The 15,440-nt window shown below is 64.6% G+C and carries 13 protein-coding genes; 10 read left to right on the top strand and 3 right to left on the bottom strand.

Annotated elements, in window-relative coordinates; translation table 11 throughout:
* Positions 1-48: 48 nt before the first annotated feature.
* Positions 49-1,293 (top strand): lipase family protein, encoded by a 1,245-nt coding sequence (locus tag AC1Z3V_RS28790; RefSeq protein ID WP_483503197.1) that lies wholly within the window; start codon positions 49-51, stop codon positions 1,291-1,293.
* Positions 1,294-1,478: 185 nt separating this feature from the next.
* On the opposite strand, the gene AC1Z3V_RS28795 is transcribed toward AC1Z3V_RS28790, so the two are convergent.
* Complete coding sequence (locus tag AC1Z3V_RS28795; protein ID WP_483503199.1) at positions 1,479-2,381, bottom strand: LysR family transcriptional regulator; 903 nt, start codon at positions 2,379-2,381, stop codon at positions 1,479-1,481.
* Positions 2,382-2,636: 255 nt separating this feature from the next.
* Here AC1Z3V_RS28795 and AC1Z3V_RS28800 point away from each other — a divergent pair, with 255 nt between their 5' ends.
* The gene (locus tag AC1Z3V_RS28800) at positions 2,637-3,410 is read left to right on the top strand and encodes an SDR family oxidoreductase (protein ID WP_472955413.1); all 774 of its coding nucleotides are present in this window, start codon (positions 2,637-2,639) and stop codon (positions 3,408-3,410) included.
* Positions 3,411-3,751: 341 nt separating this feature from the next.
* On the opposite strand, the gene AC1Z3V_RS28805 is transcribed toward AC1Z3V_RS28800, so the two are convergent.
* A complete protein-coding gene (locus tag AC1Z3V_RS28805) occupies positions 3,752-4,246 on the bottom strand; it encodes a nucleoside deaminase (RefSeq protein WP_483503201.1) in 495 nt (164 codons plus the stop codon).
* A 469-nt stretch (positions 4,247-4,715) separates the two neighbouring features.
* Between AC1Z3V_RS28805 and AC1Z3V_RS28810 the strand changes: the two genes are divergently transcribed.
* The 8 genes from AC1Z3V_RS28810 (at position 4,716) to AC1Z3V_RS28845 (ending at position 13,620) form a co-directional block, all read left to right on the top strand.
* Entirely contained in the window at positions 4,716-6,998 is a 2,283-nt protein-coding gene (locus AC1Z3V_RS28810) for a mechanosensitive ion channel family protein (RefSeq protein WP_483503203.1), read from the top strand.
* A 124-nt stretch (positions 6,999-7,122) separates the two neighbouring features.
* Complete coding sequence (locus AC1Z3V_RS28815; RefSeq protein WP_483503205.1) at positions 7,123-7,773, top strand: hypothetical protein; 651 nt, start codon at positions 7,123-7,125, stop codon at positions 7,771-7,773.
* 280 nt (positions 7,774-8,053) lie between these two features.
* Complete coding sequence (locus AC1Z3V_RS28820; protein WP_483503206.1) at positions 8,054-8,269, top strand: hypothetical protein; 216 nt, start codon at positions 8,054-8,056, stop codon at positions 8,267-8,269.
* Positions 8,270-8,551: 282 nt separating this feature from the next.
* Complete coding sequence (locus AC1Z3V_RS28825; protein ID WP_429807068.1) at positions 8,552-8,674, top strand: hypothetical protein; 123 nt, start codon at positions 8,552-8,554, stop codon at positions 8,672-8,674.
* Positions 8,675-9,164: 490 nt separating this feature from the next.
* Entirely contained in the window at positions 9,165-9,296 is a 132-nt protein-coding gene (locus AC1Z3V_RS28830) for a hypothetical protein (RefSeq protein WP_483503208.1), read from the top strand.
* A gap of 424 nt (positions 9,297-9,720) precedes the next feature.
* On the top strand, positions 9,721-10,098 hold the full coding sequence (locus AC1Z3V_RS28835; RefSeq protein WP_483503210.1) for a hypothetical protein: 378 nt from the start codon (positions 9,721-9,723) through the stop codon (positions 10,096-10,098).
* A gap of 549 nt (positions 10,099-10,647) precedes the next feature.
* Positions 10,648-12,243, top strand: a complete 1,596-nt coding sequence (locus AC1Z3V_RS28840; protein ID WP_483503212.1) for an ArnT family glycosyltransferase — start codon at positions 10,648-10,650, stop codon at positions 12,241-12,243.
* Positions 12,244-12,633: 390 nt separating this feature from the next.
* Entirely contained in the window at positions 12,634-13,620 is a 987-nt protein-coding gene (locus AC1Z3V_RS28845; protein WP_483497889.1) for a transposase, read from the top strand.
* Between the two features lie 358 nt (positions 13,621-13,978).
* Here AC1Z3V_RS28845 and ftsZ read toward each other — a convergent pair whose 3' ends face one another.
* A complete protein-coding gene (gene ftsZ, locus AC1Z3V_RS28850; protein WP_483503214.1) occupies positions 13,979-15,013 on the bottom strand; it encodes a cell division protein FtsZ in 1,035 nt (344 codons plus the stop codon).
* Positions 15,014-15,440: the final 427 nt, after the last annotated feature.

Genomic DNA, 15,440 nt, shown 5'->3' on the forward strand with positions numbered 1-15,440 from the left:
CGAAGAGCCCCAGCGGCTCTCCGGAACGCATCTTTGGGAGGAACATGAATGCTCAATTCTCTTCGGAAATCGCCGGCTCCGACATGGCCGCGCACGACATTCACCGCCGGCCTCATGCTGGCCGCTACGCTGATGGGGTTGAACGGCGCTGCCGCGCAAAGCCTCGCCCCTGATATCAAGGACGGGCCGCAAGGCTCGACCTTCTGGGACGACGTGCCGGCGGAGGTTACTGCTGATGCCAAGCGCGGCGACATCTACTGGGTGCAGCCGCGGCAGGATGCTCCGGAGGGATCGCGGGGGTGGAACCTGATCTACGTGACGGAGGGAGCAGACGGCGCGCTCACCTATGTTTCCGGAGAGATCTACATTCCCGACCATGCCGGCGACGGGCCACGGCCGCTCGTATTGTGGAACCATGAAACGGCAGGCACACAGGATAGTTGTGCGCCGTCGCGCCGCAGCCTCGTCAGCGCCTATGGGCCGCGCATTCCCGCGCTCGAAGGCCTTCTGGCCCGCGGCTATGTCGTCGTCGGCAGCGACTATCAGGGCCTCGGCACCCCCGGCGCAACGGCCTATCTGAACGGCCCGGCCCAGGCGCACGCGTCGCTCGATGCTGCCCGCGTCGCCCTGAAATTCCCGGGCGCGAATGCCGGCAACCGCTTCACTACCTATGGCTGGTCACAAGGCGGCCAGACGTCGCTCTGGGTCGCACATCTCCAGGAGCAATACGCTCCGGAGCTTGAGCTTCTCGGCGTCGGCGAGATTGCGCCTGCCTCCCGCCACTGGGACCTCACCGAATACGATCTGACGACCACGGTCACCGGCGGCTACTACATCTCGCGCATGGCCGGCCTGAATGTCGGCCACCCCGAGCTGAAGCTGCGCGACGTGCTCTCCGTCGACGGTCTTGAAATGCTCGAGAAGATGAGCGCCGGCTGCTGGGACATCGCCGCCGCCACCGCCGGCCATCCGACGCCCGAGTTTGCCAATCAGGAAGGCCTCGCGCCGGGCAAGCCCTGGCGGGTCCGCCTCGAAGAAAACGACAAGTTCCTCCCGGTCAGCAACGTTCCCTTCGTCTTCTTCCAGGGCGACAAGGACGATGCCGTGCCGGAAAGCCTGACCCGTAGGGTGGTGCAGGATATCTGCGCCCAGTCGACCGCAGTAGACTACCGTTTGAGCCCTGGCCTGGACCACGAAAACATCGTCCCGGTCGCGGCGGCCGCGCTGCCCGCCTGGTTCGGCGAACGCTTCGAAGGGAAAGAGCCCGCCAACACCTGCTCAACTCTCAATTAGAGCAATTCCAGGAAAAGTCTGAGGCGGTTTTCCGCCCGGAATTGCGTTCGCTCAAAAGCACCCGGCTCACCGCCGCCATAACGTACCCGACGGACGGATCACATGATCCGCCCGTCCTCGAGGCCGCTGTAAAGACTGGCTGTAGCCCTCGCGGCTCGGGGCGCAACGCCGAATCGAACATCCCCTCACGCCGTTATCACCCCTCGCATCAGCCCCTCCAGCCAGTCGGCGAACACCTTGAGCCGGCGCGACAAATGCTGGCGGTGCGGATAGAGCAGCGCCATCGGCATCGGCGCGGCGGTATGATCGGGCATCACCGCCACGAGCCGCCCTTCCCTCAGGTGGTCGGTCACGTCATAGGCCGGGATCTGGATGAGGCCGAGGCCGGCGAGGCAGCAGGCGATGCTGCCTTCGGCGCTGTTGACGCTGATGCGGCCCGGCACGCTCACCGTGCGCGCCGCGCCGTCTTCGATCCACTCCCAGTCCTCCACCCGGCCGCTTGAGGGCGAGGCATAGTTGACGGCGAAATGACCGGCGAGATCGGCGGGCGTCCTTGGCGTGCCATACCGCGCGAGATAGTCGGGGCTTGCGACATTGATCAGCCGGAGCGTGCCCAACGGCCGGGCGATCAGGCTGGAATCCTCGAGCGGCCCGACGCGCAGCGCACAGTCGACGCTCTCCTCGATCAGGTGCACCGCCCGGTCGGTCATGCCGAGGTCGATGTCGATGCCGGGGTAGCGCGCCAGGAACTCCGGCAGCGCCGGCGCCACGATCAGCCGGCCGATGCGGCTCGGCAGGTCGACGCGCAGCCGCCCGGCCGGACCGGAAGCCCCGCGGCGAAACAGGTTCTCCGCCTCCTCCACGTCCTGGATCAGCCGCAGGCAGCGCTCGTAGAAGGCGGCACCATCCTGCGTCGGCGCCACCTTGCGGGTCGTGCGGTGCAGGAGCCTTGTGCCGAGCCGGGTTTCGAGTGTCTGCACCGCCGCCGAAACGGAGGAGCGCGGCAGCCCCAGCGTATCGGCAGCACGGGTAAAGCTCGTGCTTTCGACGACGCGGGCGAAGATGCGGAAAAGCTCGATCCTGTCCATGCACGGTCACGCCCATTGTTCGCCTGTTCTGACAAGTCATGTCACGAACGGGCCCTTTATACCAGCGGGACGGACGATATTCTCAACCCTGCGATGCCTGTCGCGCCCGCCTCTCGCGTGGGCGGCGGCAAGGCGCGCGCTATCTGAAACACGGGCGCGCCGCGCCAGAGGCAGGGTGCGCGTGTGCCGCGCCCGGCTCTGATCCCGCCCCATTCAAAGCCCGGCCCCGCGAGCGGCCGACAACAGGAGAAACCCATGGCAGACCACAGCATCAAAGGTAAATCCGTTCTCATCGCCGGCGGCGCGAAGAACCTCGGCGGCCTCTTGGCACGCGATCTCGCCGAACACGGCGCCCGCGGCGTCGCGATCCACTACAACAGCGCCGCCACCAAATCTTCGGCGGACGAGACCGTCGCGGCGATCAAGGCGGCCGGGGCCGCGGCCCACGCCTTCTCGGGCGATCTCACCAGCGCGGCCAATGTCGAAAAGCTCTTTGCCGATGCCAAGGCCGCACTCGGCGGCATCGACATCGCCGTCAACACCGTCGGCAAGGTCTTGAAGAAGCCTTTCGTCGAGATCACCGAGGCCGAATATGACGAGATGAGCGCGGTCAATTCCAAGTCCGCCTTCTTCTTCCTGCGCGAGGCGGGCAGGCATGTCAGCGACAACGGCAAGATCTGCACGCTCGTCACCTCGCTGCTCGGCGCCTTCACGCCCTTCTATGCGGCCTATGCCGGCACCAAGGCGCCGGTCGAGCACTTCACCCGGGCGGCCGCCAAGGAATTCGGCGAGCGCGGCATCTCCGTTACTGCCATCGGCCCCGGCCCGATGGATACGCCCTTCTTCTACCCGGCCGAAGGGGCCGACGCCGTCGCCTACCACAAGACCGCTTCCGCGCTCTCGGCCTTCTCCAAGACCGGCCTTACCGACATCGAGGACATCGTTCCCTATATCCGCTTCCTCGTTTCCGACGGCTGGTGGATGACCGGCCAGACGATCCTCGTCAACGGCGGCTACACGACGAAGTGAAAGCGCTCGCGCGTTTCGCCCCTCATCCCCACGGTGAGGGGAAGCCCCCTTGTCCGCCTGCCGGCACCTTCTCCCCGCAGGCAGGGCGAAGGAACGTGCGGCGCGCTCCCTGCCCCTGAGGAATGGCGCCCGCCGCACTCGGGAGGGGCGCCTCCGGCAATCGTAAATCGAGGGCAAGGATGAGCGGGCCGCGCCCTCGACGCGTCCCCTCTCCCCGCCTGCGGTCGTCACGCCGCCGCCAGACTTCAACCATCGATCCGATCGTCACGATCCTGCGGAGTGTTCGCATATGGCTGCTGCATTGAAGCGGAACCGGACCGAGAGCGGCCGGCGAAAAGGCGTCAGCGGTTTGACCAGTATTCCTCGTGGAGCTTCGCCGCCTCGTTCGCAAGCAAGGGGCCGACCACTTCCGTCGGGCGCTGGCCGGCGGCGAACACGATGTGGCAGGGAAGATCGAGCGTCGGATTTTCCTCGCTTGCGCCGATCTGCTGTTTCATCTCCCGCTCGGACAGGCCAAACACGACGCGCCCGATCCCTGCCCAATAGATCGCGCCGGAGCACATGGCGCAGGGCTCGGCGGAGGTGTACATCGTGCATTCGGCCAGAAAATCCAAGGCATAGGCCTTGCCGGCGCGCGTGGCGAGAAGCCGTTCCGCATGGGCCGTGCGGTCGCCGCCTTCCGAACTGTAGCCGTTGCACTGTTCCAGCAGGACATTGCCGTCACGGTCTGCGAGAAGGGAGCCGAAGGGATGATCCCCGCCCTCGCGCGAACGCCGCGCCACATCGAAGGCCTTCCGCAAGAGTGACTCGTCATAGGGCCGTTTGGTGTTTGCCATTTCGTCAGCTCCTGAGGATTGTCGCCGCCCGTTCGCCACCGTTCCTTCCCAGCAACGAAGCGGGTACCTGCATTCTCCGCCACCTGCGGCGCCGAGCGCTATCGGAGGCGCAAAGGTCGCCGTATCACTTTGAATGGCTGCATGTTCCGTCCTTCAATCGGCTACGATCAAAGGAAACAGCGGAAAGTTGCCGGTTTCCCGGCGCCGGTTATCTGGCATTCCCCCGATGAACCGGTTTCAGCGATCGATCTTGACCCCCTTTGGCCCCGTCAGCAAGGCCGCCGGACGCCGCCCACTCGCCAGCGGACGATCGGGCTGGCCACGCTTGCAGCCGGACTGCGCAAGCCTTGATCACGGGGGCCGCGCCTCATCCGCCGCACCCTTCAAGATAGATTGTAATTTTGGAACGTTGTGTAATGTGATGCTTATCAGCGCATGGCGCGCGAACGGGGCTCGATGGGTGAAGTTCATGGCATATATCCGCTTTTTCTGCCGTCATCTGCTCATTGGCCTGGCGCTGCTTCTGGGGGTCGCCCTGCCCGCTTCTGCCCAGACCACCCCACCGCCGATCACCGTCATCCTCACGCCCGGCCAAAGTGCTGCCGAGATCGAGGAAACCTTGCGCGCCGCCGCAAAGGCCGGCGGGCCGGTCACGGTCGAGTGGCGCGACGCGACACATCAGGCCGCAACGCCGGGCAGCGCGGCGACATCGGAGAGTGGCCCCGCCTCGGCACCGGCCGTCGCCGCGACACCGGCAGCCGGCACGCCGCAGCAAGCCGCTCCAGCCGCCGACCCGGAGGACTCCTTCGGCACGCTTTCTGCCCGGTTTCTCAATGGTTTGCAGATGGGGCTTGAGGGCATGTCCGGCATCGCCCGCGTCATGGCTGACGTTGCGGCAGGCATCCGCGCCGAAGGCTGGTCGGTCGTCTCGGTTGCGGCCATCGCCGGGCTTGCGGTCGTCGCCGGCCTGGCCGCCGCCTTCGCCAGCCGCTTTCTCACCCATCGGCTGTTCGGCGCCTCCTTCGAGGTCGTCGACCTCCTGCACCGCATGCGCGCCTCCTTGATCCGGCTCGGCTTCGACATCGCCTATCTGGCGATCTTCGCCGCGCTCGCCCATGCCCTTGCTCGCCTGTTCCTGACGCCGGGCACGGCTTCGGCCGAGCTTGCCCGTGCCCTGATCACCATCGCCGTCGTCTCGGCCGTCTATGCCGTCGGCGCCCGCTTCCTCTTTGCGCCGACGCGGCCCGAGATCCGCCTGCTCGACATCGCCCATCCGCGCTTCCACGCCACCATGCTCACCGTCTATGGCGCGCTCAGCGCCGTCGTCGGCGCCAGCCTGCGCTTCGCCCACCTGCGCGGGCTGGAGCTTGCCGCCACCGACGGCTGGCTGCTGATCGGCGTCAGCATCCTCACGCTCGTCAAGCTCCACTGGTTCATCGCGGGTGCTGCCGATATTCGCGCGCTCTTTGCCGGCGAGAACCCCGGCCCGGTGCGCCGCGCCATCGCCTTCGGCGTGCCGGAGTTCTATGCCCTGAGCGCCATCGTGCTCTGGCTGATGACCGTCATCGTCGCCGGCAGCCCCAACAGCGCGGCGTGGAGCTTCGCCGGCGGCACCACGCAGATCATCCTGCTCGCCTTGCCGATCCTTGCCTTCGGCATCCATTCGCTGGCCGGGGCTGCGGCCGAGCGCCGGCGCACGCCCGCCTCCTCCAGGCTGCATGCGGCGATCTCCGGCAGCATCCAGACGGCGCTGGCCGGCGCCACCTGGCTGATCGGCCTGCACATCATCATCGAACTCTGGCGCCCGGTGATGATCCAGCACGATACGGCCGCCGCCGTCGGCTGGATCGTCATCCTCGAGCGCATCAGCCTTGCGATCGTGGCCGCCTGGGTGATCTGCAGCTTCCTCTGGCGGAGCTTCGAGGCCCTCGCCCCGTCGGCCCGCGTCGCCTTGCCCGGCGACAGCGAAAACGAGATGGTGACCCATCAGGCAAGCCGGCTCTCGACCATCCTGCCGCTCGTCCGCAACCTCATCTTCGGCGGCATCTTCGCCGTCACCAGCCTCGTCATCCTCTCCGCACTCGGCATCAACATCGCGCCGCTGCTGGCCGGCTTCGGCGTGCTCGGCCTCGCCCTTTCCTTCGGCTCGCAGACGCTGGTGAAGGATGTCGTTTCCGGCATCTTCTTCATCGCCGACGATGCCTTCCGCGTCGGCGAATATGTCGATACCGGCAAGCTCAAGGGCACGGTCGAGCGCATCTCGCTGCGCTCGCTGAGGCTGCGCCACCAGAACGGCCAGATCCACACCGTCCCCTATGGCCAGCTTCAGGCGGTGACCAATTACAGCCGCGACTGGAGCACGGTGAAGTTCGAGCTGAAATTCGAGCGCGATGCCGATCCGGAACAGATCCGCAAGACCATCAAGAAGGTCGGGCTCGCCATGCTGGAAGATCCGGAGATCGGCGGAGAATTCCTCGAGCCCCTGAAGATGCAAGGCATCCAGGACATCACCGAAAGCTCCCTCGTCGTCCGCCTCAAGTTCACCGCGCGGCCCGGCAACCCCAGCATCCTCCAGCGCGAGGCGATGAAGCGCCTGCTGTCGGCGCTTCGCCAAGCCGGCCTCGACCTCGCCTCCAACGCCGTCACCGTCCGTTCCGGCCCGGCCGGTGCCGCGGAAGCAGAAGCCGCGGCGGCAAACCTGGCGCTGGCGAAGAAGCCGGTGGCGACAGAGGCAGCGGACGCGGAAGGGTAACGGTCAATCCGGCGCGGCGACAGACTTCCTGTCTTCGTCGCGCTGTAGTGGGCATGTGTTTCACGGTCGACGATCCCAATGGAAGCGACCGTCCATCCGGCTTGCTGCCGTTGGAACGCGACAAATGGATCGACTGGTTGGACGCCCGCAAAGCTGCGGGTCATCTCGCTGGTCAAGCCGACGAGGCAGGGCCGATCAGGTCAAGCAGGGCCGCGCAAGTAAAAAGCGCATCAGGCTGGCAGCACCCGCTACAGTTTCGGCATCATTGTTGGATTACCTCAAGCGCACAGACGAGGCTCAGGCGCTGCAGCACCCTGCCGACGCTGCCATGTCGTCGCTGCTACCGATGATGCTCCTGACGCAATCCATGCGTCTCGCCCCATCTGTTGTCCTGTCTGCCCTTGCCCGTTCGCTTCTGCCCTTGGCCACCGTCCACGCCGAACCGCCCACCTACGCGTTGCGCTATGCGCTGATGCTCGACGGTGAGGATCCCGTGGCAGGCGAAGTCGCCTGTGTCGTCGGGGAGCCGTGCGAGTTCACGCCGTCCCCCGAAAGCAAGATGACCTTCAAGCTGAGCAGGCGGAAAAACGAAATTGAGATCACCTGCCGCGAGCGTGAATGCTCGCTTGGCTATGGCGAACGCCGAACATATTGCGGCACCTGCGAGAAAGTCGACATCTTCGAGGGTCGCGACCATGGCGGCGTCGCAATCGAGTTGGTCCTGCGCAGGTACCCACGGCTCGGCACGCTGCTGTTGCGCTACCAGGCACCGTAACCACGGTTCCAGGCTGGCGCTGACGCCGGCTGCAACCTTCACGGAACCCGCCTGCGAAACCCTAACCGCATGTTTCCTCTGGTCGCCCTGATTAAAACGCAGTCACGGATCACCACGCGCCTACGGCCGCCACCCTCAGCCCTTTCGTAACCATCCCGAAATTTCGCGGGTCGTCCTCCTCACGAACTACGGCAGATGCCGTATGTCGCCTTGCCGTCGATGCGGCTAGGCCAGGCGGTCCCGCGCTTACTGCGCGTGGATCGAACCGAGGAGATACCCCATGAAAATCATCATTGCCGCTGCGGCATCGCTCGCCTTCGCGACGTCCGCCTTTGCCGCCGTGCCCAAGGCCGACGCTGTCGTGCCCAAGGCCGAAAAGAAGACCGTTCTCAAGACGGAACACCAGGTCGAACTGGCCTGGGGACCAAACCGCAGCGCCGGTGTCAGGTCGAGCAACAAGGGCGCACCGGGCGGAAAAGAGTTCAACGGCCGCTAAGCCTCGCTCGGGGCGGCGCTGGCCGCCCTGAGTTCTCCCGGCATTCTGTCGAAACCGGCACGACCGATCCTCCCCCTCCACCACCGCAAATCACAAGCGCATCCGACGGCAAGGCGCCGCCCTTCGCTGTCTCCGCGGGAACAACGGACGCGCGGCTCCCCTGCTAGAACAGGCTCACAAAGGCCAAAGGCCTTTCGGCCGGGAGCATCGGCTTTCCGGTTCAACCCACCGCCCGGCCAAACGAAGGAACATGGTCAGGCAGGAAGAGCTTGGAGCGCCCGCATGCGTATCGTCCTGGTAGCCCTCGTCGCATCAGTCATGAGCATCCTGGCGTTCAAATACGCCGATCATTCGCTCGGAAACACGCAGATCGTCGCAACGGCCGAAGAGCTCGCCGCCCTCTGACCGCGCTCCCGCGGCAGCGGTTCGCCACCCGCTCTCGACGACGCGGAACAGCGCAAACCGCCCGATCGCCAACAGCGAAAGTCGACCCTTCCCTCCCGCATAAGTTTCATTCCGGCCTGCAGCCGCCATCGTCTTTTGCAATCATCGCGTCATGCACGCGTATCGCGCCATCATCGCCGTCACGATGGCGGTAGCGCTTTTCATCACCAGCGGCTTGCCGGCGCTCTCCCTCGTCGTCGGCGCAATCCACCTCATTTTCGGACGCCATCCTCTGCGCATTGCCGAAGTTGAGGGAGGCTCCCGTCGAGTAGCCGGCAGCGCCGGTGCGGCCATCCCCGGATCGGGAGCCGGAAGCGCTCCCGACCGTCCCGGCAGACAGCAGCCGGAGTACGTCTTCGGCTGCCGCGCGCTCCCAACCGTCCCCCGGTTCGCGCTTCCATCTCCGGCTGGTTCTGGTAAAACCGGAACACGCATGACGGAGCGCTGCAACGTGAACAATGACAACCTCTGGTACTGTCTTGTCGGCACCCGCGACACCAACACCGGCATGCTGCGGTTCATCGGCGCCGTCCTCGCCTTCATCCTTGTTTTCGGCGCGCTCTTCTGGGTGCTGGGCCTGTGACCCTGGCGGACGGTTCCCGGCGAAACGGCGGCACCCGTCTCTCTCTTCCCCCGTCTCTCACTCTCCCGCTGCGCGAAATTGGTCGCGCCCAATTGCGCAACCGCTAATAAGCGACGAACGATGAGGGAACGCTCCAAGCACGAAAGCGGTCTCATCTCACTCGCCTCGCCCAAATGGGTGAGGAACAATTCGTGAAAGCGAACCATGCGAGACTTGGCGGTCGACCGGCCCAAGTTCACGCCTCCTCGCCCCGTCGGCCCAGAAGTGCGCTGCGGTCTTGCGATGACGGCATCGCGAAGGATCAAAGGCTTAAGGCGCAGGGAGCGAAGCTGAAGATCGCAACGCGCGAGCGATATTCAGGCGCCTTGCCTAACGGTAAAGTTGCGATAGAATAGCGGGATAAACAATTTATACGATCACCATCATGAACGTTCGTTTCGTCGCCGGCGGCATGGCCGTCGCGCTGTTGTGCGCAATCGCAATCATTCTGTTCGCGCCCCGGCCTGATCCCCTCATCGGCTATGGCAGGTACGAGTGGGGGATCGCCGCCCTGCGCAAGCGCCCCGGTGCCGAGCGGGAATTCGTAGAGATGTGCGTGCCGGAAGTCGAAGCGGAATTCAAGGAGTCGGACCTCAAGGAGACGTCCTATTCCAGCCGGGCCGAGATGGCGCTGGACCTCTGCCGGCGCTATTTTGCCGTGGTGATTGACGGCAGGCTTACGCTTGCGGAGATCAACCTGGGCCGTCTTCCGCTTTCGGTGCTCGAGGAAGCCGAGCGGCGGAAACCGCGCTTCCCGCGATGACGGCAATCTCGAAGCGCCGCGCCTGCGGACTGCAGAGGGGGCGACCTCCCCCCGCCGCAACAAAAAGGCCGGAGCGCGCGCGGCTCCGGCCTTCCTTTTCTTTCGCTCTCAAAACTTGTGCCAGTACATCCGTGGTCAAAGTCGAAAGCAGCTTGCGACTGCGAGCGTCGCGCTCAGCAGTTTGCTTATATTGAAGTTATAGGACCGGGCACGTTTCTCGACAAGCTGTCCCTTTGGGCTACGGCACAGGCCGGGGATTAGTTTTGGCCCCGCATCGAGGCCGAAAAACAGTGTCGGTTTCCGGCTTTTCACGCCAAGACAATCAGCGAATACTTAATTATAGTCGTCCGACAGCGCCGCGCGTCTTATGGGACGCGCACAGGTCGCTGCAGCGCTTTGTTTCCAGAGCCTCTTTCCGCTTCAGGTGACTTCACTTGAAAGCGGGATGCTCTGGACTGGTGCAGCGGCCGGCGCCTGGCGAGGCCATCCGCAGGGCACCGTCCCGCTCGCGGTCGTCGTCAGGGTCGTTCGGCGCGCCTGGGGAGGCATATGTCGGGGTTCGATCACAGCCACATGAATGCTGCGGCGCTCGCCGCGATCCTGGTGCTCGCCGCCCTCTTCCGCCTGCATGACGTCCAGCAGCCGCTCGTCGATGCCTTTAGCTGGCGCGAGGCGAGTACGGCGATGATGGCCGACAATTTCTTCCTGCGTAGCTGGAACATCTTCTTTCCGGAGGTAAGCTGGACCGGACCCGACCCCTCCTATCAGGGCCGCGAGCTGCAGGTCGTCTCCTATATCACCGCCCTTCTCTATGCCGCCTTCGGCTGGGACGAAACCTGGGGCCGGCTCGTTGCCATTGCCTTCGGCGTCCTTGGCGTCCTCGCGCTGCATCGGCTGATCGCGCGGCTCTGGGACGAGGCCCATGCCCATGCCGGGGCGCTGCTGCTGGCGATCATGCCGGGCGCGGTAATGATCGACCGCTCCTTCCTGCCGGATCCGGCCATGCTGGCGCTGGTGACGACAGGCGCCTGGGCCTATGTCGCCTATCTGCAGAGCGATCGCCTGTCGCTTCTGATCGTCGCAGGCCTCCTCACCACCACGGGCGTGCTTGCCAAGCTGCCGGGCATCGCGGTGGTCGTGCCGATGACCTACGCGACCTTCGCCATCCTGCAGCAGCGCGGCAAGCTCGGCCTTGGCCGCCTCCTGGCAATCCTGCCGGTCGCCCTCGCCGCCGGTGCGCTCATCCTCAGCTATTACTGGTGGGCGCACTATCTCGGCACCAACTATCCGCCTTACCATGTCGCCGGCAGCGGCTATCTCTGGAGCGACGGGCTTTCGAAGTTCCTCGACGAAGGCTTCTACATTCCCGCCACCTGGAAGATCGCCAGCAACTGGCTCTTCACCCTGCCGGTGGTCGTGCTCGCGGGCATCGCGCTGCTGACCGCGCCGCCGGCGGCAAGCGATGCGGAGACGCAGGCGGGCTCCGCTCGTGCGCCCTGGTTCTTCCATGTCTGGTTGCTGGGCGCGTCCCTCGTCTATGTCCTCGCCGCCCGCGAGATCAAGACCAACCCCTGGAACTTCCATATCTTCAATGTGCCGATGGCAGCACTTGCCGGCCGCGGGCTGATCCTGCTCGTCGGCATCGGCCGCGAACGCGGGTTCCTCACGCGTGCGCTGCGGCTTGCCGCGATCGCCGCCGTCGTCGTCATCGGCGGCAGCCTCCCCGGCCTCTCACTGATGAAGACGCCCTATGCCGACCACGGCGAAAAGCTCGGCACGAAGCTCAGCGAGCTCAGCCGCCCCGGCGAGCTCGTCATCACCGCGACGCCGACGATCGGCGATCCCGTCGCGATCTTTTACAGCCGCCGCCGCGGCTGGGTCTTCCCGCTCGGCGGCGGCGAGACCGAATGGTCGATGCTGCTGGAGGACGACGACGCGATCGAGGCGCTGGAGGAACTGCGCGCCCGCAACGCCACCTGGTTCGGCATCACCAAGAACGCCCGCGACATGCAGCGGCGCAAGTTCCTCGAATACAACAAGGGCCTGATCGCCCATCTCGACCGCACGGCCGAGCGTGTCGTCGACGACGACACGATGCTGATCTATCGGCTGACGCCGCGGGTAAATGCAGCGGCGTCGAATTGAACGGCTGGGCTTCGCCCGACCGCAGCACGCGCCCTCATGGAAACGCGGCGTGGCTTATCGCAACAGCCGTGACGGATAACTTCCCGGTTGGCTCTGCCCCTCTCCTCGGGTTTAACCCGAGGACTTTCCCTCTCCCCGCTCGCGGGGAGAGGGAATGGCACCCCATATGCGCTAACTTAAGGCTCGACACGAGGAATCGTTGTGTGATTCCTCAGTGAGATGCGAGCAACTGATTCCATCGAAACGGACTGGCAGTCTCTGGTCTCGAGACTGTCGAATGTTATTGACCTCGAGGCGACAGCACGTGCGTCGGGCGCACTTGTGCGGCGTCGCTGCATCGGTAATTCGTCGACTTTGCTGCGACTGGCGTTAGCCTATGGTCCTGGCGGGATGAGCCTGCGTTCGGCGGCCGCATGGGCGGGGTTGAACGATGTGGCGAAGCTTTCCGATGTCGCTCTTTTAAAACGCCTTCGGGGGTCAGCCGAGTGGCTGGGAAGCATTGCGGGGGCTCTTCTCGCAAACGTTTCCAGAACAAGCCCTTCGATGACGGGTCGCCGCTTACGTATCACGGACGGCAGTTCGATCTCGTGCCCCGGTAGCGCTGGCACGGACTTTCGGCTTCATGCCACATACGAGCCTGCACTTGCGCGTTTCACGCATCTGGAGCTCACCGATGCTCATGGCGGCGAAGGTTTCTCTCGCGTTCCAATCCATCAAGGCGACATCATTATCGGGGACAGGGGCTATGCCCGCGCCCCATCGCTGGAAAAGGTGGTTTCGGCTGGAGGCGACTTCATCGTCCGCACGGGTTGGGCGAACGTACGGTTGACAACACTGGATGGTCAACTGGTGGATTGGGACGCTATTTACAAGCCGATGCAGCCCGGAGAGGCTTGCGACATCGACGTTCTCGTCGAGCATGCAGGGCGCAAAAGCAAAGGTTGGGGTAAGCCGATCTTCCAAGCTCGGCTCATTGTCATGCGTAAGAACGCGGGGGCGACCGAGAAGGCCCAGAGGGTCGCCAGAAAGGGGTTTCAGCGACGCCGAAACAACGGAGAAATGCAACCGATGACCATGACAGCGGCCGGCTTCGTCATGTTGCTGACGTCTATCCCTGTGAAGGAAATGGGTGCTGAACATATCCTTCAAACCTATCGGATCCGATGGCAGGTCGAGCTTGCATTCAAGCGGCTCAAGAGCGGATTGGGCATACACAGGCTTCCAGCCCGCGATCAACGCCTCGGCCGAAGTTGGCTGATGGCTCACCTGATCCTGGCGCTGATGATTGACGAGACCATGAACGAGGTTCTCGACTCTCCCCCCTGTGAGGAAGACACAGGAAAAAACCAGAGTACCTTCGCTCTGGAGATTGTTTAAGCTGCTGAAGTGCACAATCCTCGCAGCCATTTTACGCCCCTTGCGGCGCAGGAAAATCTCCGTGCTCTTGCCTGATATAATTCGTCATCTTTGCGATCCGCCACGAAAGCGAAAAAGCCAGTTCGCTGCGGCCATCCCAGTCAGACAACCCTTAAGTTAGCGCATATGGGAATGGCACCCCTCGCCGCCCTTCCTTCACGAACGGAGCGCGGGGGAGCGACGCGCGTGCCGCACCGCCCCTTCTCCCCGTCACGACGGGGAGAAGGTGGCCGGCAGGCCGGATGAGGGGCAGCAACAAAAATCGCCATGCGTTCCGATCAACGCATGGCGCTTTGTTTTTATATGGGGCGATGAAGCCTTACTGCAGGGTGCGGGTCGGCGCCGGTGCGGGCTGGCCGGCGGCTGCACCCGCGGCATTGTTGGCCGAGCGGGCGGAATCGAGGCCGGTTGCGACGACGGAGACGCGGAAGGTGCCATCGAGCGTGCGGTCGAAGATCGAGCCGACGACGATGTCGGCTTCGTCATAGACCTCTTCGCGGATGCGGGTCGCAGCCTCGTCCACCTCGAACAGCGTCATGTCCATGCCGCCGGAGATCGAGATCAGCACACCCTTGGCGCCGCGCATCGACACTTCGTCGAGCAGCGGATTGGCGATCGCCGCTTCCGCAGCCTTCAGCGCGCGGCCCTCGCCGGTCGCCTCGCCGGTGCCCATCATCGCCCGGCCCATGCCCTTCATGACCGATTTGACGTCGGCGAAGTCGAGGTTGATCAGGCCTTCCTTGACGATCAGGTCGGTGATGCAGCCGACGCCGGAGTAAAGCACCCGGTCGGCGATCACGAAGGCATCGGCAAAGGTGGTCTTGGCATCGGCGATGCGGAAGAGGTTCTGGTTGGGAATGACGATCACGGTGTCGGCCGCCTCGCGCAGCCGCTCGATGCCCTGCTCGGCCGTTTCCATGCGGCGCTTGCCTTCGAAGCTGAAGGGCTTGGTGACGACGCCGACGGTGAGGATGCCGGCCTTGCGCGCCGCTGCCGCGATCACCGGAGCCGCACCCGTGCCCGTGCCGCCGCCCATGCCGGCGGTGACGAAGCACATATGCGTGCCGCCGAGATGATCCATGATCTCGTCGATCAATTCTTCCGCCGCCGCCCGGCCGACATCCGGCAGCGAGCCGGCGCCGAGGCCCTCGGTGACGGCGGCGCCAAGCTGGATGATGCGCGACGACTTCGACATGGCGAGCGCCTGCGCGTCCGTATTCGCCACCACGAAATCGACGCCCTGAAGCCCTTCGTTGATCATGTTGTTGATGGCGTTGCCGCCACCGCCGCCGACCCCGATGACGGTGATCTTCGGGCGCATTTCGGTGATCGTGGGCTTCTTGAAATCGTTCATGGCTTGTCTCCTAGAGCCGACGCCCTGCAGGCGCCGACGGCGGGCGAATCGGGCAGCTATTATTTTAGGAATTGAAAAAAGCCATGGAGAAGGCAAGAAAAAAGGACGTATGCGCTATCCACATAAGTATTTTAGCGGGGCCGCAAAGGCGGTAAATCAGGCTCCAAACCTCGGCCGCAGAATGAACAAATCTGCCAAACAATCAAAGCTCTAAGGGGCGTATCGGCCCCGGGTTCAACCCGAGGACTAACCCTCTCCCCGCAGGCGGGGCGAGGGGACGAGGACCACGGCTGCGCCGCCAACCGGGGAGCTGCTGACGGACATCGCAACCGACAATCGTCGACGTGGGGCGAGCGGCCGCCCGCGAGTCTCCTTCGCCCCGCCCGCGGGGAGAAGGTGGCCGGCAGGCCGGATGAGGGGCATTCCC

The sequence above is a fragment of the Ensifer sp. 38_S197 genome (assembly GCF_056924495.1).